We start from the raw sequence: 20,048 nt of genomic DNA on the forward strand, positions 1-20,048 counted from the left end.
TACCCCGAAGGGCGTGGCCCGCCATTGAGAAGCGAAACTTGTCTCGGTATTTCTTATAATTTGATGAGTTTCCCGATCCAATCAATGCGGCTATTTTTTCTATAACAAAGGTAAGAAGTTTATCTGAAAGAAACAAGCAAAACACAAAAAAAGTGTCGGAAACTTATAAAAGTCCCGACACTTTCCTTTAATCTTCAGCTATTCAGGATAGCTTATGCTGCTTTAGCCTTAGCAACGATAGCCTTGAATGCTTCCGGGTGATTTACAGCCAAATCGGCCAACACCTTGCGGTTGATTTCGATTCCGGCTTTGTGCAGAGCACCCATCAGCTTCGAATAAGACAAACCTTCCAGACGGGCAGCAGCGTTGATACGCTGAATCCACAGAGCACGGAAGTTTCTCTTTTTGGCCTTACGGTCACGGAACGCATACGTCAAACCCTTCTCCCAAGTATTCTTGGCAACGGTCCAAACGTTCTTTCTTGCACCAAAGTAACCTCTGGTCAACTTCAAAATTTTCTTTCTTCTTGCTTTAGAAGCAACATGATTTACTGATCTTGGCATAGTTTTTTCTGTTTTTGAATGTTAGCGCCATTGCTCCACGCAACGGACTTCAAGCTAATGCATTCGGTTAATAACTTTAATTTCTTTAGCAGCTTTCTCTGATTACTTCATAGCCAAAAGCTCCTTCACCTGGCTCACATTCGTAATGTCTACCAATGTAGAGTAGCATAAGTTTCTTTTTTGCTTTTTAGTTTTCTTAGTCAGGATGTGACTGTGAAAAGCATGCTTTCTTTTGATTTTACCCGTTCCGGTAAGAGTAAATCTCTTTTTTGAACCGGAGTTAGTCTTGATCTTTGGCATCTTACTTATTTTTAAATTATTAAAATTAGATGGCAACGCACTATACCTGCGGCGTTACTCATTATTTTCATTTTCTGTGGCAGCTTCCTTCTCTTTCGGCGCTGCAGCGGCTTCAGCTTTAGGAGCAGCAGCTTTCTTGGGAGCTCCTGGTTTCTTAGGCGAAAGCTGGATGGTCATGCGTTTCCCTTCGAGAACAGGCATCTGGTCTACCTTGGCATAGTCTTCCAAATCGTTAGCAAAACGGAGCAGCAATACTTCGCCCTGCTCTTTGAACAAGATGGAACGTCCTTTAAAGAAAACGTATGCTTTTACCTTGTCACCGTCTTCCAGGAAACCTTTGGCATGCTTCAACTTGAAGTTGTAGTCATGATCATCGGTTTGAGGTCCGAAACGGATTTCTTTCACGTTGACCTTCACCTGCTTGGCCTTCTGTTCCTTCTGACGTTTCTTCAGTTGGTAAAGGAATTTAGAGTAATCGATAATACGACAAACAGGGGGTTGTGCATTGGGAGAAATCTCTACCAGGTCCGCTTCATGTTCCTCAGCCAGTCGCAAGGCCTGACCGATGGGATACACTTTGCTTTCCACTTCGTCGCCCACAATACGGACTTCTTTGGCACGAATCTGTTCATTGATTCGGTGTTGCCCTTTTAAGCTGTCATTCTTCATTCAATAATGTTACTACCTCTTTTTGTTTTTTATTCGTTACTACTAAATTGGCCGCAAATTTACCACTTATTTATCATATTCTGAACTTCTTCACTAATTTTTTTAGCGAAATCTTCAACTTTCACGGTTCCCTGATCGCCTTCACCTTGCTTACGCACAGAAACTTCGCCGTTCTCGGCTTCTTTCTCGCCGACTACCAGCATGTAAGGAATGCGCTTCATCTCGTTGTCGCGGATCTTACGCCCGATTTTCTCGTTTCGTTCGTCGACCAGCGCACGGATATCGTATTTCTTCAAGATCAGACGCACTTCGTTGGCATAGTCGTTGAACTTCTCGCTGATAGGCAGGATAGCTACCTGGTCGGGAGTCAGCCACAAGGGGAACTTACCGGCTGTATGTTCGATGAGCACAGCCACAAAACGTTCCATAGAGCCGAACGGTGCACGATGAATCATGACCGGACGATGCTTCTGGTTGTCGGCACCGGTATATTCCAGCTGGAAGCGTTCGGGCAAGTTATAGTCCACCTGGATGGTACCCAGCTGCCAGCGACGTCCGATGGCATCCTTCACCATAAAGTCCAACTTCGGGCCATAGAAAGCGGCTTCGCCATATTCTACCTTCGCTTTCAATCCTTTCTCTTCGCAAGCCTCGATGATGGCACGTTCGGCCTTTTCCCAGTTTTCATCGCTACCGATGTATTTGTCACGGTTCTCCTTGTCGCGCAACGAAATCTGTGCTTCGAAGTTCTCGAAATCCATCGACTTGAATACGATGGAAATGATGTCCATCACGCGCAGGAATTCATCCTTTACCTGGTCGGGACGACAGAAGATATGGGCATCATCCTGCGTAAAGCTACGAACACGGGTCAGTCCATGCAACTCTCCGCTCTGTTCGTAACGGCATACGGTACCAAACTCGGCCAGACGCAAAGGCAGGTCCTTGTACGAGCGGGGCGAGTTCTTGTATATCATGCAGTGGTGCGGGCAGTTCATGGGTTTCAGGAAGTATTCCTCTCCTTCCTCCGGTGTGTGAATGGGTTGGAAAGAGTCCTTGCCATACTTCGCATAGTGCCCGGATGTAATGTAGAGCAGTTTGTTTCCGATGGGCGGACACATCACTTCCTGATAGTCGTAACGGGCCTGGATGCGACGCAGGAAGTCCTGCAGACGGATGCGCAGTGCCGTTCCTTTCGGCAACCACATGGGCAAGCCCTTGCCCACGGTATCCGAGAACATGAACAGGTCCATTTCCTTACCAATCTTGCGATGGTCGCGTTTCTTGGCCTCTTCCAGCATCACCAGATACTCGTCGAGCATTTTCTTCTTCGGGAAAGTGATGCCATAGATACGGGTCATCATCTTGCGGTCTTCTTGTCCGCGCCAGTAGGCACCGGCCACCGAAGTCAGCTTGATTGCCTTGATGGGAGCGGTTGTCATTAAGTGAGGACCGCGGCACAAGTCTGTGAAAGCACCTTGTGTATAGGTCGTAATATGGCCGTCTTCCAATTCCGAAATAAGTTCGCACTTATAGGTTTCGCCCCGGTCACCAAACATCTTCAAAGCATCGGCTTTGGAGATATCCCGACGAACCACGGCTTCTTTCTTGGCAACCAGTTCGGCCATTTTCTGTTCGATAGTAGGAAGATCGGACTCCTTGATGGGAGTTTCACCCGGATCGACATCATAATAGAATCCGTTTTCGATAGCCGGACCGATACCGAACTGGATGCCGGGATAAAGCTCCTGCAGGGCTTCGGCCAACAAGTGGGCACTGGTATGCCAGAAAGCATGCTTGCCCTGCTCGTCTTCCCATTTATAAAGTACAAACTCAGCGTCGTTCTGGATAGGACGACCCAAATCATACGTTTCACCGTTCACACCGCAAGCCAACACTTCTTGAGCTAGTCTTGCGCTTATACTTTCTGCAATCTGCAGTCCTGTTACTCCTTCGTTGTATTCACGAACGGAGCCGTCTGGAAATGTTATCTTTATCATAATGTCAGGTATTTCAAATTCTGCACGCAAAAATAGAGATTTATTTTTTGATAACCACTCATTTCACAAAAAATGTTATTCGCGGGTATCGGTAAAGCGTTTGATGATGTTGTAGGCAGACACGATACCCAGTTCGCCCGCCTTACTCAAGTCCATGATTCCCTGTTTGTTATTACCCAGGAAGATCTGGGTCAACCCACGGTTGAAATAAGCTTCAGCAAACTCCGGATCCATTTCGATCACCTTGTTATAGTCTTCCAACGCCGAACGATAGTCTTTCAAGGCCGAAAAGACATTGCCACGGTCGTAGTAGCCGTACACAAAGTCGGGAGCCAGCTCAATCACCTTGTCCAGGTCTTTCTTGACCACTTCGTAATCGACGCCCGTCACGCCCTTCTCCTGTTTTCCATCGCCTGCCGACGACGAATTGGTGTCGGACAAGGCCTCGGCCTTCTTGTACTCCAGCTGCTTGAAGCGGACCAGGGCACGCATGAAATAGGCTGGGAAGAAATTACCGTCCAACAGGATACTCTTCGTAAAGTCGGCGATCGAACTATCAAAATCCTGTACCAGATAGAAATCCATGCCACGCGAAAAGCGCTTCAGGGCATTCTGCGGATCGGCCACGATATCCGACGTATGGGAATCGATCAAGGCAAAATGATACTTCACCTGTTCCTCGGTCAGCGGAGCCTCCATGTTGGTGATGTGCAACGGCTTTGGCAACTTTTTCGACAGATTCAACTCATCGATTGCCTTATAGAAGTGGACCGTTTTCTTGATTTCACTAATTTTCTCATAATAAGTCAGCGCATACATGGGCTCCAGCTTGACCACCACATTTCGATCCTGCACACGTCCACGGTAATCGCTGGTGTAACGCTGGGTAGATTCCGAGTCGTCGGCAATCACAATCTTCCGATAGTTTTCCATGTTCTTGTCCGACTTCTTGCGGGTCTTTTCGCCGTCATTCCCTTGGCCGTCGGCTTCGGCCATGTCCTTCTTATCGCTTCCCTGCTTGCCGTTCAAGCGGTCCAGCTGGGCTTGCATCAGTTTGAATTCATCCTGTTCGGCTCCCTTGCGGTCTCCTATTTTCCGACGGGCTTCTGCCCGGTAATGATACCCGGTCAGGAAGTTGGGATATTCAGCTATCACCTTCGAATAATCGTCGATGGCTCCCCGATAATCTCCCGTCTGGGCGCGCAACAAGCCACGGTTGAAAGTGGCCATCATGTTGTCCGGCTCCATTTGCAAGACAAAGTCGAAGTCTTCGATGGCGCGGTTGTCATCGCCCACCTGGGCCCGAAGCAAACCACGGTTGTAGTGCCCGATAAAGTTATTGGGGTCAATATCCAAGGCCAAGTCATAGTCCTGCATGGCTCCCCTCAGATTGTTCTGATGGAAACGGGCCAAGGCACGGTTGATGTAATTGCCGGCATTCTTGACACTCAAGCGGATGGCACGATCCAGATCGTCCTCCGCGCTCTTATACTCTTTCTGCTGAAGTTTGACCATCGCACGAGCACTCCACGCATCGGCATCATAGCGGTCCAGTTCGATGGCCTTGTCAAAATCGCGCAGGGCACTGATGGTATCGTTTTGCTTCAGGTTAACCTCTCCACGCATCAGATAGGCGCGCGTGTAGCGGGGCGAAATGGCCAGCAGCTTCTCCAGATCGTCTTTGGCGGCCGTATAGTCTTCCTTCTGCATGTGACAAAGGGTCAGATTATGCCATAGCACCAAATTCTCGGGATCGTATTTCAACGCCATCCGATAGTCTTCAATTGCTCCGTCGAAATTGTTCTGACGAATACGGGCCAAGCCTCTCACTTGATAAGCACCGACCACAAACGGATTGCGGCGGATAGCCTCATCGCAATCGGCTTCCGCCCCCTGATAGTCGTCCAGGTTGATTTTGGCCAAGCCACGGTAGAAGTATGGTTCAAACAAGTAAGGCTTGGCACTGATCACCTGATTGAAGTACTGGATGGAAAGCACATAATCTTCGAAATACAGAGCATTCCGAGCAATCATCATTACCCGCTCCGTATTGATCTGGGCACACAGACAGGCCGGAAAGAGCAGTATGGCTATCAGCAGTTTCTTGATCATTATTCTACCCCTATCACATCGTTTTTATTTTACCCTCACCGTCTTGACCTTGTACGTGCAATGTGCCTTCCCCTTCAGCATGGCATTGAGTTTGCCCTTGATCATCTGCTTGCGCAGGGCCGACAGGTGGTCGATGAACATCTTTCCTTCCAGGTGGTCGAACTCGTGCTGCATGACACGGGCCAGATAACCCTCTACCACTTCGTCGTGCTCCTGGAAGTTCTCATCCATGTATTTCACACGAATCTTGTTGCCACGCTTTACACTCTCATGAATACCCGGCAGGCTCAAGCATCCCTCTTCCATCGAGACCTCCTCTCCGGACACTTCTTCGATATGGGCGTTGATGTAGGCCTTGCGGAAACCCTTAAACTCAGGCAGGTCGTCAGACAGGACATCCAGATTGATCACAACCACTCGGATAGGCAGTCCAATCTGCGGAGCGGCCAATCCCACTCCGTCTGCATGGTCCATCGTTTCGAACATGTCCGCAATCAGCTGTTTCAATTCAGGATAATCGGGAGTGATATCTTCGGACACCTTTCTCAGGACAGGTTGTCCATACGTATAAATCGGTAAAATCATATTTTGTTTCCTTTCAGTTGGTTTTGTTCTCTATATTATCTAAAACTTCGGTTCTCCAGATAGCTCTGCAAAATGATGGTGGCACTGATTTCATCGACCAGCGCCTTGTTCTGCCGGTCCTTTCTTTTCAATCCAGCTTCCAACATGGTCCGATGAGCCAAGACGGAGGTAAAACGTTCGTCCACATACTCCACCGGCATGTCGGGCAATCTTTTCTGCAACGAACGGACAAAGGGCTCGATGCGCTTCATGTTCTCCGAAGCCTCGTTGTTCATCTGCTTGGGCAGTCCCACCAGGATGCGCTCGACCGGCTCCCTGGCCACATAGTCCAAGATAAAAGCCAGCAGTTCGTGAGTAGGTACCGTCGTCAGACCGTTCGCAATCAGTTGCAAGGGGTCGGTTACCGCAATCCCCGTACGCTTCTTTCCGTAATCTATAGCCAGCAGTCTTCCCATATCGGCCACAAAAATACAACTTTAATTGCTTTTGCCAAACAATCAATAAACGAGTTTCACATTATCTATCCAAAGGGAGTTGCCGGGCGAACCGATATAGGCTCCCCCGTGGCTGGACGTAAACTGAAGCACCATGTGGGTGGGCACGTCGTCTTCCGTTCCCCATGCCACCTCGTGGATGGGTACGCTCTCGCCCTTGCTGTTCATGGCATAACGTTCCTCTACCTGCAAGCGCATCATGTGGGCCTTGTAGTTAGGGTTACCCGTAATGTCGCCATACATGATGTCGTATGTGGCATTGTTTTTCCAATCAGGCGTAGTCGTATAGTAGCGTACCACCATCGTCCCCACACGCTTGGCATAGATGTTGCCGTCCTTGTCTTCCCAGCGCTTCTGCAACAGAAGAATGGCGGCAGGAAAGTCTTTTCCTTCCACATCCGTGATGCGACTGAAGCCTGTAGCACGGATACGCTTCTCACGATCGGACATCTTGACCTTGTAGTCGAACTGGATGGCAACCGGCTTCTTGGTGAAAGGAATGCCCGAATTCAGCATCTTCTGCGGGTTTTGCGTTCCCTTAATCGGTTCGTGCACATCGCCCAAAAAGATGGAGCCGGCAGCCAGCACCGTAATATTCACCAGTCCCAGCACCTTGACACTCTCCATGCGGGTATCGAGCCGGGCACAATACCCGTCTCCCCTCTTTTCGGGAAAGACAGACGTGTTGGTCTTCGTAATGCCGGCCACCTTGGCCATCACGTTCGAGGTAGCCCAGGGCGATCCTCCCATATTGGTATACGGCTCGTCGCCCACAATCGTCTTCGTAGGTCCGATGGCATACACATGCTTGGTTGCACCGCCAATGATGCCCGACTCCTTGATTTGCCGGTCCACCCATTGGTCCATATCACCAAAAGCGATGGGTTCTACCCGAGGCTGAGCTTGGGCAATCCCGCCCCAAAGCAAGGCAATACCCATCAGCATATATATCATAAAAAATCTGCGAATCATCTTTCTACCATTTACCGTTTACAACTCATACTTCCACTGTTCCAAGGCAAAGCCCCAGTTCTCCTGCACCAGATGCACCGTCCGGTCATCGTATTTATATTTGTTCTTCTTGTATCCCTTCTTGCCTCCCACATACTTCTCGATGTCGGTACGGGCTTCCTTGAAGCCGGGGAGGGACAAAGCCTGATAGATATGTTCGGTCATGCCCATGGCATCAGCCTCAAAATCCTCAAACTTCACTTCTATCAGATTGCCGACAGGGATGCAACTCTTATCCGCCTCGTACTTATGATACAGCTTGGCGTAGATGGAAAGGATGTTCTTCTCCAGTTCTTCGTTGCTGATGTCCTGAAGTTTCAACGGCTGGATGGTGTTGGTAAAGAAGCTGCGCGTACTCTCGAACACCGTATAGGGATTGCGCATCAGGTAAATGAACTTGGCGTTGGGGAACATCTTCACCAGCTCCTTCACACGGCCCGTGTGGGGAGGATTCTTGCTGAGGAATTGGGTGCCGTGCGTATTCCACAAGGAAATCTTGATGAGTTTCACAAACGTTTCCTCAAACACGTTCAGTTCTTCGTCCGTAATATCATCGAAGAGCAGGTACTTGTCGGCATACTCCTGCATGTACTTGGGCAGGAACCAGAAGTTGTAATAGGTGTAGGGCATCATGTTGGCCAGCGCAAACTCCTCCTCTTGAGGCAGGTCAACAGCCAGCTCCATGTTGTCCGTCGGACGTTTGTCGGGCATCAGCCAGCTCATGTTCTTCTTGAAGAAAGGCTGTCCCCACATCATCAGGTGTGGGAAAACGGTCTGGTAGGTGGTATTATAACCGAAGTGCTTGTCGCACGAAAAGACGTTGTGTACAAACGTCGTACCGCTCCGCCAATGCCCCAGGATGAACACAGGATCGTGCTCCAGCGGCTTGTCAGCCAACAACTTCTCATATCTTCTGTCCTGCAACGGCACCAGTGTCGAGAGCAGTCGGCACACCGCCTTTGTCAGGCGGTATTTACCTTTGTAGGCAGGATCAATGGTACGCCCGGCAGTTATCTGGTTGAAGGTTTTCCAGTCGGCACCCACCAAAGTATTGATAGGCAACTTGTTAAATTCTAATAAACCCATATTATTTCCTCAAATATTCACTCTATTTTTTACTCACGATGCTCCACCTGAGAGAAAACTATCTTTTCGCCACAAGAAAACAATGTTTTCGCCAAGGCAAAGCATCCTTTTTTCCTTACCAGGTCTTTTTTACTTTACAATCCGAATGCCAAATCCCTGACGTTCGAGTTCCTTAACCACTTTTTCTACCGCTTCATAATGCTCAGGAGCAATGCCCAGTTTCGGCAGGTCGAGAACAGGCAATTCCATCTGATTGTGCATATCCTTGTCGGCCACCTGGTTGATAATCATACCCACGGCACTGGTGTTGTTGCTGATGGGGTCAATCAAGATGAAGGCGCCCGTAGCCTTATTCTTCGTATAAGGATCGAAGAACAATTCCTTCGAAGAGTTCAGTACCACATGAGCGATTTGATTGAGCTGCATGGGGACATCGTCTTTTGCCAGGCGTCCGTTCTCTACAGACAGGTGCTCCATCGTGTTGATATCCACCTTATATTTGATACTGTCAATGCGCGTACGGCTGGTATTGGTGGTCTGCTTGAGGAAGAAAGATTTTTCCATATCCATCTTCTCCTCGTCCATCCACACCAGCATCGCTTCGAAGTTACGGCCAATCATCGGCAGGTTGTCGGGATGTACCAGCATTTCACCGCGCGACACATCAATTTCATCTTCCAAGGTCAGGGTAACAGACATCGGCGGGAAGGCATAGTCGAGTTCACCATCATAAGTCACGATGCTCTTCACATGCGAACGTTTGCCAGAAGGTAATGCCACCACTTCATCCCCCTTATGGATTACACCAGAAGCGACCTTTCCACAGAAGCCGCGGAAATCAAGGTTCGGGCGGAGCACGTACTGTACAGGGTAACGGAAATCCTTCAGATTATGGTCGTTGCCGATGTGCACGGTTTCAAGAAACTCCAGCAGAGCCGGTCCTTGGTACCACGGGGTGCGGTCGGACTTCTCTACCACATTGTCACCTTCGAGAGCCGAGAGCGGGATGCACTGCACATCGGGCACGCCCAGCGGAGTGATGAAGGCGGTATAATCGGACACAATCTTGTCGAACACCTCCTTGGAGAAGTTCACCAGGTCCATCTTGTTGACGGCCAGTACTACGTGCTTGATACCCAACAAGGACACCAGATACGTGTGCCGACGAGTCTGTGTGATGACACCCGTACGGGCATCTACCAGAATCACAGCCAGATTGGCGGTAGATCCGCCGGTAATCATGTTGCGGGTATATTGTTCATGCCCCGGAGTATCGGCGATGATGAATTTGCGGTTGTTGGTCGAGAAATAGCGGTAAGCCACGTCGATGGTAATGCCCTGCTCGCGTTCGGCCTTCAGTCCGTCGAGCAACAGGGCATAGTCGATGCGCTCACCCGCATTTCCCATGCGCTTGCTGTCGCGCTCCAGGGCATCGAGCTGGTCTTCATACAATTTCTTACTGTCGAAAAGCAGACGCCCGATCAGGGTGGATTTTCCGTCGTCTACTGAACCTGCGGTCAGGAAACGGAGCAGGTCCTTCTGTTCGTCTTTCTTCAGGAACTCTTCGATGGACATCTTGCCTCTGGTCTCTCCCTCCATCGGATTTCCCGACTTGCTTTTATCTAAATGTTCCATGTCGTTGCGTAATTAAAAATATCCTTCACGTTTCTTTTCCTCCATACTGGCCTCCTGGTCGAAGTCGATGACACGGGTCGTACGTTCACTCTTGGTCGTGGTCATCATTTCCTCCACAATCTTTTCGATGGTGTCGGCTTCGCTTTCGATGGCACCGGTCAGCGGCCAGCACCCCAGTGTACGAAAACGGATTTTCTTCATTTCAATCTTGTCACGATACTTCTCCGGCAGACGGTCGTCATCGGGCATAATCAGCTGTCCGTCGATGTTGACCACCGGTCGCATTTTGGCGAAATACAACGGCACGATGGGAATCTTCTCCAGGCGGATGTATTGCCAGATGTCCAGCTCCGTCCAGTTGCTCAGCGGGAATACACGAATGCTTTCTCCCTTACGGATACGGGCATTGTAGATGTCCCAAAGTTCCGGGCGCTGGTTCTTGGGATCCCACTGGTGAAACTCGTTGCGGAAAGAGAAGATACGTTCCTTCGCACGCGACTTCTCCTCATCACGACGGGCTCCGCCAAAGGCTGCGTCAAACTTGTATTTGTCGAGGGCATGCAGCAGGGCCTGCGTCTTCATCAGGTCGGTGTGCACCTTACTGCCATGCGTAAAGGGGCCTACCCCTGCCTTAAAGGCTTCCATATTGCTTTCCACAATCAGGTTCCAGCCATATTTCTTAGCATATTCGTCGCGGAACTGAATCATTTCCTTGAACTTCCACTTGGAGTCGATGTGCATCAGTGGGAAAGGCACCTTGCCCGGATAGAAGGCCTTCTCGGCCAGACGCACCATCACAGACGAATCCTTGCCGATACTATAGAGCATCACCGGATTCTCGAACTCGGCCGCCACCTCACGGATGATGTGGATGGACTCGGCTTCGAGTTCCTTCAAATGACTAAGCTTATACTCTTCTTTCATCTTTTTCTCTTTCTATCTTATTTTTTCTGAATTCTAGGTAATATGAGCTCCAACAACCTGTGAACGGAGTCTTCCAGCGAAAGCACCGACGTGTCAAGCGTCAGAGACGGGTGTTCGGGTGCTTCGAAAGGTGCCGAGATGCCCGTAAAGTTCTTGATTTCCCCTCGACGCGCCTTGGCATAAAGTCCCTTTACGTCCCGTCGTTCACATTCCTCGATAGGGGTACTGACGTAAACTTCCACAAAATCATCCTTCCCGATGATATCGGCCGCCATCTCGCGGATGTCGTTGCTGGGGCTGATAAAGGCGGCAATGGTCACGATGCCCGTATCGACAAAAAGTTTGGCCACTTCGGCAATACGACGGATGTTCTCCACCCGGTCGGCCTCTGAAAAGCCCAGGTTGTTGTTGATGCCGCTACGGATATTGTCACCGTCCAGAATGCGGCACAAAATGCCCCGCTGATGCAGCTCGCGCTCCAGCGCAATGGCAACGGTACTTTTGCCCGATCCGCTCAGCCCCGTAAACCACACCATGACGCTGTGCTGCCCCAGCAAGTTTTCCTTGTCGGCCCGCGTCATCATTCGGTCGAATATCGGATATATGTTGTTATTTTCCATATTGCTTATTCTTATATATTTTATACATTTAAAAAGGCCAGATTACTGGTATCAGAAAGACGGATATCAGAAAGGTGATGATGTTCAGCGGCAATCCAATACGCACAAAGTCCGTAAACTTATAGTTACCGATACCTTGCACAATCAGGTTCGTCTGATAGCCGATGGGCGTGGAAAAACTGGCCGAGGCCGCCATGCAGATGACCACAAAAAACGGCACAGGACTCACCCCCAGCTGTGTCGAGATAGACAGCGCCAGCGGGAAAGCCAACGCCGCCGCCGCATTGTTGGTAATCAGCTCTGTAAACAGGTTGGTGATGATGAATACAGCCGCCAGCAGCACGTGAGGCCCATAATGGTCGCTCAGGCCGATGATGTACCTGGCCACCAGGTCGGCCACACCCGAATTGACCATCGCCTTGCTGATGGCAAAGGCACAGGCAATCGTAATCAGCACGTCCCAAGAGATATATTTGGTGTATTTGCGCGGCGGAAATATCTTTGTCCACGCCATGATGATGGTCGTAATCGAGACAAAGAAAAACATGTCCAGCTGCATGTCGGGCACGGCCTCCTTGACGAAAGGCAGCTCCCCGACCGTGGCCCCCACAATCATCAGCACCAACAAAGCCAGCGCCAGCCAGCGTTTGCCCCGTCCGGGAACCGGCTCGTTGTCTTTGCCGTTGGCTATCATGACGAAGACCGAAGACTCGCCCCACGTCTGGATGAACGAATCATCGGCCATTACCACCAACGTATCTCCCTCGCGCAGGTATCTGTTTTCCAAGTTCTCCGTGATGCTCTGGCCACCACGCTTGATTTCCTTTACCTCCGCCCCGTAATGGCGTTTGAAGTTGAAGTCCTTCAGCCGTTTGTTGATACCAGGGAAACGCGGGCCCAGAACCGCTTCTACCCGATGCAGGTTTCCTTTCTGCTCTTCCAGCTCCTCTTCCACCTCGGCCGAATCTTTGCGCACGTCGGGCAAAAGTTTCGACGAGAAAGCAAACAGGTAAAGAATGCCCGCAACGGCAATAAAGATGCCCACCTTACCCAGTTCGAACATCGTAAATCCTTCGTAACCGGCTTCCAGAATCATGCCGTGCACTACCAGATTGGTCGACGTACCAATCAGTGTACAGATACCTCCCAAAATCGTGACATATGACAAAGGTATCAGAAATTTTGTGGCAGGCAGCTTCACCGAATCGGCCCACCGCTTAATGATGGGAGCAAAAATAACCACTACCGGCGTATTGTTCAGAAAGGCGGATATGAAAGAGATTGTAGGCAACATGCGGAGCTGGGCCTTAAAAACCGTTGTTTTCTTCTGGGGTAATAATTTCTTGATCAACTGACCTAATGCCCCCGATTGCCGGATGCCCTCGCTCACCAGGTAAAGCATGGCCACCGTAATCATACCCTTGTTACTGAAACCTTCGAGCATCTCCTTGGGAGTCAGAATGCCGGCACAGAGAAACAGGACCACCACCGACAGCAACACCATGCCCGGACGCATCTTGTCCAGCACCAGTGCGGTCACCATGCCTGCCAGCCCTAACAGTACGAATACGATTTCAAACGTCATCACTCTATCGTTTTATCATTCACAACCGCTTCGGCTCAACGATGAACCACGGGTTCAGCAAATCTTCCTTATTATATTCCAGCGGAGTGTCGGTACCGGCCCGATACACCTCCCGTCCGGCAGCACGCGCAATGGCATGTCCGGCCGCCGTGTCCCACTCCATGGTCGGAGCAAAACGGGGATACACGTCCGCCGTTCCTTCGGCCACCAGACAAATTTTGATGGAGCTGCCGCTCGATATCAGCTCAACGGCCCGATGCGAAGCCCGGGCCTCCTCGATATATTTCTCGGTCTCGGGAGTCGAGTGCGAACGCGAAGCCACAATCACGAACCGATCATGTTCCGCCTCCATCGGCAGCCTGACTGCCCGCGCCGTCAGTTCCTCCAGCGAAGCTCCGTTGCGCGAAGTCACATCGGACAGCCGATAGGCTCCGATGCCTTCGATGCCGACATACAGCACCCGCTTCACCGGCACATAAATCACCCCCATCCGTGGCACTCCCTTCTGCACCCAAGCAATGTTGACGGTAAACTCTCCATTTCGCTTGATAAATTCCTTGGTACCATCCAGCGGATCCACTATCCACAAGTCATTCCACGTCTTGCGCTCGGCAAACGGGATAGCTTTCCCCTCCTCGCTCAACAGCGGGAAAGGCGTATCAGCCAGCAGGCGGCTGATGGTTTCGTGTGCCGCCCTGTCGGCAATGGTCAAAGGAGAATTGTCTGCTTTCCTTTCTATCTGAAAGTCAGATGCAGGATCGTTGTAAATGGACAAAATGTTTTCTCCTGCCGCCAAAGCTGCATCAATAGCTTTTAATATATATCGTTGCTCCATACCTTTCTCAAAATAAGGCGTAAAATTAGAAACTTTTCCCTTGGCAAAAGTTTTTCTTCTTTATTTTATAACTTATTTTAAGTGTTATTCACCTATCAGAAAGCACTAAAAAAGGCAGTGACCTTGAAGTCACCGCCTTCTTTTTTTATGAATGACACCATTGCTCGTCTTTTTCAATTGAGGCGATACAGCAACCACGCACCCTGGAAATCCTTCCGATTGGGATATTTAGCCTTGAAAGCATCACGGGCATCTGCAGCCGAAGCTCTATCGTGATAAGTGGCCACAATCACACGATACATGGCGATATCAGCATTGAATGCAACCGTCGCATTATATCCTTCTTTATCCAAGAAATCCTTCAGACTTTCAGCATTGGCCTTTACAGAAAAACTGCCAGCTACGACATTGAAATCTTTCAGCTCGGAACCAGATACGACGGAAACTTTTTCCTGACGTACTCCAGTACTTTCTACCACCTTAGGAGCCTCTACCGGAGCACTAACTACTGGAGCAGCCTCTTCGACCGGAGCAGTTTCCTGTGGGGCCGTTTCAGCCAATTCCTGCTTCTTTGCATTTTCATACGCTTTTTTATACGCACTTTCACTTGACTTACAAGAAGAGAATGCCAGTGCTACACAAACACTCACTCCCAATACTGCCATTTTTTTCATTTTCATTATCATTTTAAAAGTTTATTGTTGCATATTAATAATTACGGAAAACGTATATCGTATCATGATAGTTCAACCGGATTCTCTTCGATGTCAGTTCTTCCACCTTGAAAGTACGCGAATTGTTTTCCCATCCGAACCATTTCTGGTAGGTTGCATCCCCTACAGACGGTTGCCAAAGATTGATAGTAATTTCATCGTTCCCTTCCTCATAATAACCATACATGGAACGATAATTACCATCCGTTCCCATATAATAAGTAAGGAATGAACCCTTCTGAAAACCATAGAACACACTGTCGACCTTTGCCGTAGATCCATTAGGATACTGATACTCACGCAACTGCCACTTCCCTACCCATGGAGAATCTCCCCCATTCATACAAGAAACGCAGCAGAGCATCCACATTGCTACAGATGCCGCTTTTATACCAGTTTTCAGCTTTTTCATACTTATCTTTATATTTGAACGACAAAAGTACAGCGAAGCAGTTATCTGACACGCCCCTCTGCCGTTAAATATATTTAAAACAAGCAACATATATCTGAACAAGCCCATATTTCCCGACAAAATATAGTGAAGAAATAAAAGGATATTTGTAGATTTGCAGATAAACCATTAAAAAATAAATATTATGAAAGGATTAAATGTTTTAGCCGCTTTCTTAGGCGGAGCTGCCGTAGGCGCAACGTTGGGCATATTGTTTGCCCCCGAAAAGGGAGAAGACACCCGTGCCAAAATCGCAGACATCCTGCGCAAGAAAGGTATCCGTCTGAACCGCAACGAGATGGAAAATCTGGTAGACGAAATTGCAGCAGAAATCAAAAATGAAGATGCTGAATGAGCCCCAATCAGGAATTAAAGCAGAACCACCATGTTTTCCAATGATCAAAATATAGAAACGATCCAGCAGCTGTTTATTGAAGTCAAAAAATATCTGTCCCTTCAGAAAAAGTACACCCAACTGGAGATTGCAGAAAAATTGACCGTGCTGCTTTCTACCCTAATTTTGGTATTGATAGTCATTATTTTGAGCATGGTGGCTCTGTTTTATATGTCCTTTACATTTGCTTATTGGCTGGCCCCTGTTTTTGGGAGTATCATGGCGAGCTTTGCACTGATAACCACCGTCATCATACTGCTGATTATTGCAGTTATCACTTTCCGCAAGAAACTTATTATCAATCCGATGGCCAAATTCATTGCCAGCCTATTCATTCAGGAACCGTCAAAAGAAGAAAAGCATGAATCCTAAAAGCAATCTCCCCAGCACATTGGACGAAATCCGTGTTTTGAAGGAAAAAGCATTGGAGGACGTACGGCAACAACGGAAGACCCTGAATGCCACTACACGCAAATTGTTTGCGCCGCTTGCTCCTGCCGCCAGTAAAAGCAGCGCTATAACGAGAGCTTTCCATACAGGAATGGCCGCTTTTGACGGCCTTATGCTTGGCATACGGCTTATCAAGAAGTTTCGAAAAGCATTCAGAAAATAAATTTTCTACCATTATAGGCAAAACAAAAAGGCACCGCCCTCCAAAGGAAGAGCAGTGCCCACTTTTATGCAACCTATATATCGGTCAGACATAAGCTTCCAACAATTTTACTTTTCCATCTGGAATGATATGAACCGACTGAGTCGTAGCAGGGAACAAAACCGTTTCGCCCGCACATAAAGTAATTTCATTCTGCACATCGTCTACCATACGACAAGCTCCCTCCACACAAACGAATATAACAAAAGAATCGAGCTCCGAATAGTCGCAGGTAATATCCTCCGTCATATCATACAAAGAAACCGAAAAATAGGGAGTGGTCAATATTTCAACCGGTTCATTGGGGACAGCTTCATACTCTGTTCGAAAATCGTCTTGCACATCAGCGAAGTTAATGGCATCCAGCGCCTGACTGACATGCAGTTCGCGCAACTTCCCGTCCTTATCTCTTCTATTATAATCATAAATACGATAAGTGACGTCAGAAGACTGCTGCACCTCGACAACGAATGCACCGGCACCAATTCCATGCACACGACCTGCCGGCACATAGAAAACATCCCCCGGCCGGATGGCACACGTCTGAAGTACTTCATCAAAAGTACCGTTATGCACCCGCTCTTTATACTCCTTCGGCGTAATCTGGCGAGAAAAACCTGAAATCAGCGTAGCTCCTTCATCAGCAGAAACCACATACCACATTTCATTTTTACCAAAACTGTTATGCCGTTTTTTAGCCAGTTCGTCACCCGGGTGAACCTGAATGGACAACTTCTGCCGAGCATCAATAAACTTAACCAACAAAGGGAATTTATTACCAAAACGGGCATAATTGCCCTCACCAACCAATTCCTCACGATACCTGCGAACCACTTCGGGCAAAGTGAGTCCCTTATCGGCACCATTGGCCACAACCGACTCGCTACCCTCTACGGCAGACACTTCCCAACTCTCTCCCACGTTGGGCAAATTTTCATTCAAATGTTTGAAAGGAATAATCTTGTCGCCCCCCCAAAGCGTCTGCTTCAGAACAGGCTCAAATTTCAAAGGATACATTTATTAAATTATTATGTTTAAAAAGTTTTTCATATTATTATCAATCAACAAGAGCCTGACATCCACCCAAACACAAGCTATTTTCCCCGCATCAGGGCATGCGACTCCAGTCAAAGCCATTTTTATGGTGACAAACATACAAAAATTATTTGTTATTACTTGGGAGAACAAAAGAATTTCTGTTTATTTGCAAGAAATTTAATGAATACCATGGATATGACAACGTCTAATATTTACGAAAGCAACCTTTCCGGTCTTGAAAGGAAAAACTTTCAAAAAGAAGTAAACAACAAGCAGACAGACCTATACTTCCTGAAGAACAAGCAAGGTATGGAAGTGGCCGTTACCAATTATGGATGTGCCATCCTTTCTATTATGGTTCCCGACAAGAAAGGCCAATATGCCAATGTAATTTTAGGGCATGACAGCATCGATCATGTAATCAACAGCCCGGAGCCTTTCCTCAACACTACGATTGGACGATACGGAAACCGAATTGCCAAAGGACATTTTACCTTGTATGGTGAAGAGCACCAACTTTCCATCAACAACGGTCCCAACTCTCTGCATGGTGGTCCTACCGGATTTCATACCAGAGTATGGGATGCAACCCAACCCAACCCGGCAACCATCATCTTCAACTACACCTCAGCCGACGGCGAAGAAGGTTTCCCCGGCAAACTGGAAGTAGAGATGACTTATCGTCTTGAAGAAGAGATCAATGCTTTGGTTATCGAATATCGAGCCACGACAGACAAGGCTACCATTGTAAACTTGACGAATCACGGATTCTTTAACTTGACAGGAATAGCCAATCCTACTCCGACCGTCCTTAATCAATCAGTGACCATCAATGCAGATTTTTATGTTCCGATTGACGACGTTTCCATTCCTACAGGCGAAATATTAAAGGTGGAAGGTACGCCGATGGATTTCCGCACCCCGCATACAATCGGCGAACGCATTGACGAGCCATTCCAACAACTAATCAATGGAGCCGGTTATGACCATTGCTACGTACTCAATAAAAACGAAGCGGGCGAACTGAGTCTGGCCGCCACTTGTACAGATCCGGAAAGCGGACGCCAAATGGAAGTATATACTACTGAAAACGGAGTGCAATTGTATACAGGAAACTGGCTTAATGGGTTTGAAGGAGCTCATGGAGCAACATTCCCTGCCAGAAGCGCGGTATGTTTCGAAGCTCAATGCTTCCCCGACACCCCCAACAAGCCGCATTTTCCTTCAGCCATTCTCCTGCCTGGAGACGAATATCAGCAAATAACCATCTATAAATTTGGAATCGAAGATAAATAATAAACTCTTTATAAACACTTTTAAAACTAAAGAAAAACCATGACACAACAAAAAAAGAACGGTAATCTCATCGCAATCATTACGATGTTCTTTCTGTTTGCGATGATCTCTTTCGTGACCAATCTGGCTGCTCCGTTTGGTACTATCTGGAAAAATGAATATGCCGGTGCCAATACCCTGGGTATGATGGGTAATATGATGAACTTCCTGGCCTATCTGTTTATGGGAATCCCTGCCGGCAACATGCTTGTAAAAATCGGCTATAAGAAAACGGCCCTCATCGCAATGGCAGTGGGCTTTATCGGCCTGTTCATCCAATATCTCTCCAGCCTGTTTGGCGCAGGTGTCGGAGTTTTCACCATGGGCGAATATACCATCCAGCTGAACTTCATCATCTACCTGTTGGGAGCTTTCATCTGCGGTTTCTGTGTATGTATGCTGAACACTGTAGTAAACCCCATGCTTAACCTCCTCGGCGGTGGTGGCAACAAGGGTAATCAGCTGATTCAAACAGGTGGTGCACTCAATTCTCTGTCAGGTACTTTGACTCCCCTTTTTGTTGGAGCATTGATTGGTACCGTCACTGAAAAAACTGCCATGTCCGATGTTACGCCGCTGTTGTTCATCGCCATGGCCGTATTTGTAGCAGCCTTTATCATCATTTCGTTTGTATCCATACCCGAACCTCATCTCAGAAAAGGAGGCGCAAAGAAGGAAAAATTCGAATATAGTCCTTGGAGCTTCCGGCATACAGTGCTGGGTGTTATCGGCATCTTCATCTATGTAGGTATCGAGATTGGTATCCCCGGCACACTCAACTTCTATCTGGCCGATGCTTCGAGCAAAGGAGCCGGAATTCTCATCAACGGTGCCGCTATCGGTGGAGCCATTGCGGCCATCTACTGGTTGCTGATGCTTGTCGGACGTTCGGCCAGTAGCGCCATCAGTGGTAAGGTAGCCACCCGCTCCCAGCTGATTGCTGTATCGGCCACGGCTATCGTACTCATCGTCATCGCCATGTTCTTGCCCAAAAACGTAGGTGTCAATGTTCCCAAAATTGTTTATGACCCCGTAGCCAAGACCAC

General features: G+C 48.4%; 21 protein-coding genes and 1 pseudogene. 5 read left to right on the top strand and 17 right to left on the bottom strand.

Going from position 1 to position 20,048, the window contains the following annotated elements:
• Window positions 1-212: 212 nt before the first annotated feature.
• From rplT to BQ7483_RS10375, 16 genes are all read right to left on the bottom strand, one after another.
• Entirely contained in the window at window positions 213-563 is a 351-nt protein-coding gene (gene rplT, locus BQ7483_RS10300) for a 50S ribosomal protein L20 (RefSeq protein WP_022020876.1), read from the bottom strand.
• A gap of 102 nt (window positions 564-665) precedes the next feature.
• A complete protein-coding gene (gene rpmI / locus BQ7483_RS10305; protein WP_022020877.1) occupies window positions 666-863 on the bottom strand; it encodes a 50S ribosomal protein L35 in 198 nt (65 codons plus the stop codon).
• 54 nt (window positions 864-917) lie between these two features.
• On the bottom strand, window positions 918-1,532 hold the full coding sequence (gene infC, locus BQ7483_RS10310) for a translation initiation factor IF-3 (RefSeq protein ID WP_072545839.1): 615 nt from the start codon (window positions 1,530-1,532) through the stop codon (window positions 918-920).
• A 59-nt stretch (window positions 1,533-1,591) separates the two neighbouring features.
• Window positions 1,592-3,532 carry a threonine--tRNA ligase gene (gene thrS / locus BQ7483_RS10315; protein ID WP_072545840.1) on the bottom strand — a complete coding sequence of 647 codons (1,941 nt, stop codon included), beginning with the start codon at window positions 3,530-3,532 and terminating at the stop codon, window positions 1,592-1,594.
• A gap of 75 nt (window positions 3,533-3,607) precedes the next feature.
• Window positions 3,608-5,644 carry a tetratricopeptide repeat protein gene (locus BQ7483_RS10320; RefSeq protein ID WP_072545841.1) on the bottom strand — a complete coding sequence of 679 codons (2,037 nt, stop codon included), beginning with the start codon at window positions 5,642-5,644 and terminating at the stop codon, window positions 3,608-3,610.
• Between the two features lie 24 nt (window positions 5,645-5,668).
• The gene (def, locus tag BQ7483_RS10325) at window positions 5,669-6,229 is read right to left on the bottom strand and encodes a peptide deformylase (protein ID WP_022020881.1); all 561 of its coding nucleotides are present in this window, start codon (window positions 6,227-6,229) and stop codon (window positions 5,669-5,671) included.
• 35 nt (window positions 6,230-6,264) lie between these two features.
• On the bottom strand, window positions 6,265-6,684 hold the full coding sequence (gene ruvX / locus BQ7483_RS10330) for a Holliday junction resolvase RuvX (RefSeq protein WP_072545842.1): 420 nt from the start codon (window positions 6,682-6,684) through the stop codon (window positions 6,265-6,267).
• A 42-nt stretch (window positions 6,685-6,726) separates the two neighbouring features.
• Window positions 6,727-7,677 (bottom strand): PCMD domain-containing protein, encoded by a 951-nt coding sequence (locus tag BQ7483_RS10335; protein WP_407657213.1) that lies wholly within the window; start codon window positions 7,675-7,677, stop codon window positions 6,727-6,729.
• A 36-nt stretch (window positions 7,678-7,713) separates the two neighbouring features.
• Window positions 7,714-8,820, bottom strand: coding sequence for a sulfotransferase family protein (locus BQ7483_RS10340; protein ID WP_022020884.1), 1,107 nt, complete (start codon window positions 8,818-8,820; stop codon window positions 7,714-7,716).
• A 129-nt stretch (window positions 8,821-8,949) separates the two neighbouring features.
• Window positions 8,950-10,395 carry a sulfate adenylyltransferase subunit CysN gene (gene cysN / locus BQ7483_RS10345; protein WP_407657216.1) on the bottom strand — a complete coding sequence of 482 codons (1,446 nt, stop codon included), beginning with the start codon at window positions 10,393-10,395 and terminating at the stop codon, window positions 8,950-8,952.
• Window positions 10,396-10,467: 72 nt separating this feature from the next.
• Window positions 10,468-11,379, bottom strand: coding sequence for a sulfate adenylyltransferase subunit CysD (gene cysD, locus BQ7483_RS10350; RefSeq protein WP_022020886.1), 912 nt, complete (start codon window positions 11,377-11,379; stop codon window positions 10,468-10,470).
• Between the two features lie 17 nt (window positions 11,380-11,396).
• Window positions 11,397-11,999: an adenylyl-sulfate kinase gene (cysC, locus tag BQ7483_RS10355; RefSeq protein ID WP_022020887.1), complete on the bottom strand. Its 603-nt coding sequence runs from the start codon at window positions 11,997-11,999 to the stop codon at window positions 11,397-11,399.
• 28 nt (window positions 12,000-12,027) lie between these two features.
• Entirely contained in the window at window positions 12,028-13,584 is a 1,557-nt protein-coding gene (locus BQ7483_RS10360) for an SLC13 family permease (RefSeq protein ID WP_022020888.1), read from the bottom strand.
• A gap of 19 nt (window positions 13,585-13,603) precedes the next feature.
• The gene (gene cysQ, locus BQ7483_RS10365) at window positions 13,604-14,419 is read right to left on the bottom strand and encodes a 3'(2'),5'-bisphosphate nucleotidase CysQ (protein ID WP_072545845.1); all 816 of its coding nucleotides are present in this window, start codon (window positions 14,417-14,419) and stop codon (window positions 13,604-13,606) included.
• A 173-nt stretch (window positions 14,420-14,592) separates the two neighbouring features.
• Window positions 14,593-15,093 (bottom strand): SPOR domain-containing protein, encoded by a 501-nt coding sequence (locus BQ7483_RS10370; protein WP_022020890.1) that lies wholly within the window; start codon window positions 15,091-15,093, stop codon window positions 14,593-14,595.
• 34 nt (window positions 15,094-15,127) lie between these two features.
• Window positions 15,128-15,544, bottom strand: coding sequence for a lipocalin-like domain-containing protein (locus BQ7483_RS10375; protein ID WP_083535707.1), 417 nt, complete (start codon window positions 15,542-15,544; stop codon window positions 15,128-15,130).
• Window positions 15,545-15,728: 184 nt separating this feature from the next.
• On the opposite strand from BQ7483_RS10375, the gene BQ7483_RS10380 reads away from it, so the two are divergent.
• Genes BQ7483_RS10380 through BQ7483_RS10390 form a run of 3 tightly spaced genes read left to right on the top strand, consistent with a single transcriptional unit; the run spans window position 15,729 to window position 16,590 of the window.
• Window positions 15,729-15,938, top strand: coding sequence for a YtxH domain-containing protein (locus tag BQ7483_RS10380; RefSeq protein WP_022020892.1), 210 nt, complete (start codon window positions 15,729-15,731; stop codon window positions 15,936-15,938).
• A 30-nt stretch (window positions 15,939-15,968) separates the two neighbouring features.
• Window positions 15,969-16,349: a hypothetical protein gene (locus BQ7483_RS10385; protein WP_072545846.1), complete on the top strand. Its 381-nt coding sequence runs from the start codon at window positions 15,969-15,971 to the stop codon at window positions 16,347-16,349.
• Window positions 16,339-16,590 (top strand): hypothetical protein, encoded by a 252-nt coding sequence (locus BQ7483_RS10390; RefSeq protein WP_072545847.1) that lies wholly within the window; start codon window positions 16,339-16,341, stop codon window positions 16,588-16,590. The genes BQ7483_RS10385 and BQ7483_RS10390 overlap by 11 nt, the downstream gene beginning before the upstream one ends.
• An 84-nt stretch (window positions 16,591-16,674) precedes the next feature.
• Here BQ7483_RS10390 and BQ7483_RS10395 read toward each other — a convergent pair whose 3' ends face one another.
• Window positions 16,675-17,646: a type I phosphomannose isomerase catalytic subunit gene (locus BQ7483_RS10395; protein ID WP_072545848.1), complete on the bottom strand. Its 972-nt coding sequence runs from the start codon at window positions 17,644-17,646 to the stop codon at window positions 16,675-16,677.
• A 216-nt stretch (window positions 17,647-17,862) separates the two neighbouring features.
• Here BQ7483_RS10395 and BQ7483_RS10405 point away from each other — a divergent pair, with 216 nt between their 5' ends.
• Together BQ7483_RS10405 and BQ7483_RS10410 are read left to right on the top strand one after the other, a co-directional pair.
• Window positions 17,863-18,963, top strand: a complete 1,101-nt coding sequence (locus tag BQ7483_RS10405; RefSeq protein WP_072546220.1) for an aldose epimerase family protein — start codon at window positions 17,863-17,865, stop codon at window positions 18,961-18,963.
• 39 nt (window positions 18,964-19,002) lie between these two features.
• Window positions 19,003-20,016, top strand: a pseudogene (locus BQ7483_RS10410) (MFS transporter); the annotation flags it as partial.
• Between the last annotated feature and the right edge of the window lie 32 nt (window positions 20,017-20,048).

The sequence above is a fragment of the Mediterranea massiliensis genome (assembly GCF_900128475.1).
Taxonomy (GTDB): Bacteria; Bacteroidota; Bacteroidia; order Bacteroidales; family Bacteroidaceae; genus Bacteroides; species Bacteroides massiliensis_E.

Coding starts and splice junctions, on each gene's coding strand:
- cysD (WP_022020886.1), bottom strand. CDS start 11,379: ATGAAAGAAGAGTATAAGCTTAGTCATTTGAAGGAACTCGAAGCCGAG.
- ruvX (WP_072545842.1), bottom strand. CDS start 6,684: ATGGGAAGACTGCTGGCTATAGATTACGGAAAGAAGCGTACGGGGATT.
- BQ7483_RS10370 (WP_022020890.1), bottom strand. CDS start 15,093: ATGAAAAAAATGGCAGTATTGGGAGTGAGTGTTTGTGTAGCACTGGCA.
- BQ7483_RS10385 (WP_072545846.1), top strand. CDS start 15,969: ATGTTTTCCAATGATCAAAATATAGAAACGATCCAGCAGCTGTTTATT.
- BQ7483_RS10360 (WP_022020888.1), bottom strand. CDS start 13,584: ATGACGTTTGAAATCGTATTCGTACTGTTAGGGCTGGCAGGCATGGTG.
- infC (WP_072545839.1), bottom strand. CDS start 1,532: ATGAAGAATGACAGCTTAAAAGGGCAACACCGAATCAATGAACAGATT.
- BQ7483_RS10405 (WP_072546220.1), top strand. CDS start 17,863: ATGACAACGTCTAATATTTACGAAAGCAACCTTTCCGGTCTTGAAAGG.
- BQ7483_RS10395 (WP_072545848.1), bottom strand. CDS start 17,646: ATGTATCCTTTGAAATTTGAGCCTGTTCTGAAGCAGACGCTTTGGGGG.
- cysC (WP_022020887.1), bottom strand. CDS start 11,999: ATGGAAAATAACAACATATATCCGATATTCGACCGAATGATGACGCGG.
- BQ7483_RS10320 (WP_072545841.1), bottom strand. CDS start 5,644: ATGATCAAGAAACTGCTGATAGCCATACTGCTCTTTCCGGCCTGTCTG.
- cysQ (WP_072545845.1), bottom strand. CDS start 14,419: ATGGAGCAACGATATATATTAAAAGCTATTGATGCAGCTTTGGCGGCA.
- def (WP_022020881.1), bottom strand. CDS start 6,229: ATGATTTTACCGATTTATACGTATGGACAACCTGTCCTGAGAAAGGTG.
- BQ7483_RS10335 (WP_407657213.1), bottom strand. CDS start 7,677: ATGATATATATGCTGATGGGTATTGCCTTGCTTTGGGGCGGGATTGCC.
- BQ7483_RS10380 (WP_022020892.1), top strand. CDS start 15,729: ATGAAAGGATTAAATGTTTTAGCCGCTTTCTTAGGCGGAGCTGCCGTA.
- BQ7483_RS10340 (WP_022020884.1), bottom strand. CDS start 8,820: ATGGGTTTATTAGAATTTAACAAGTTGCCTATCAATACTTTGGTGGGT.
- thrS (WP_072545840.1), bottom strand. CDS start 3,532: ATGATAAAGATAACATTTCCAGACGGCTCCGTTCGTGAATACAACGAA.
- rplT (WP_022020876.1), bottom strand. CDS start 563: ATGCCAAGATCAGTAAATCATGTTGCTTCTAAAGCAAGAAGAAAGAAA.
- BQ7483_RS10375 (WP_083535707.1), bottom strand. CDS start 15,544: ATGAAAAAGCTGAAAACTGGTATAAAAGCGGCATCTGTAGCAATGTGG.
- BQ7483_RS10390 (WP_072545847.1), top strand. CDS start 16,339: ATGAATCCTAAAAGCAATCTCCCCAGCACATTGGACGAAATCCGTGTT.
- rpmI (WP_022020877.1), bottom strand. CDS start 863: ATGCCAAAGATCAAGACTAACTCCGGTTCAAAAAAGAGATTTACTCTT.
- cysN (WP_407657216.1), bottom strand. CDS start 10,395: ATGTCCATCGAAGAGTTCCTGAAGAAAGACGAACAGAAGGACCTGCTC.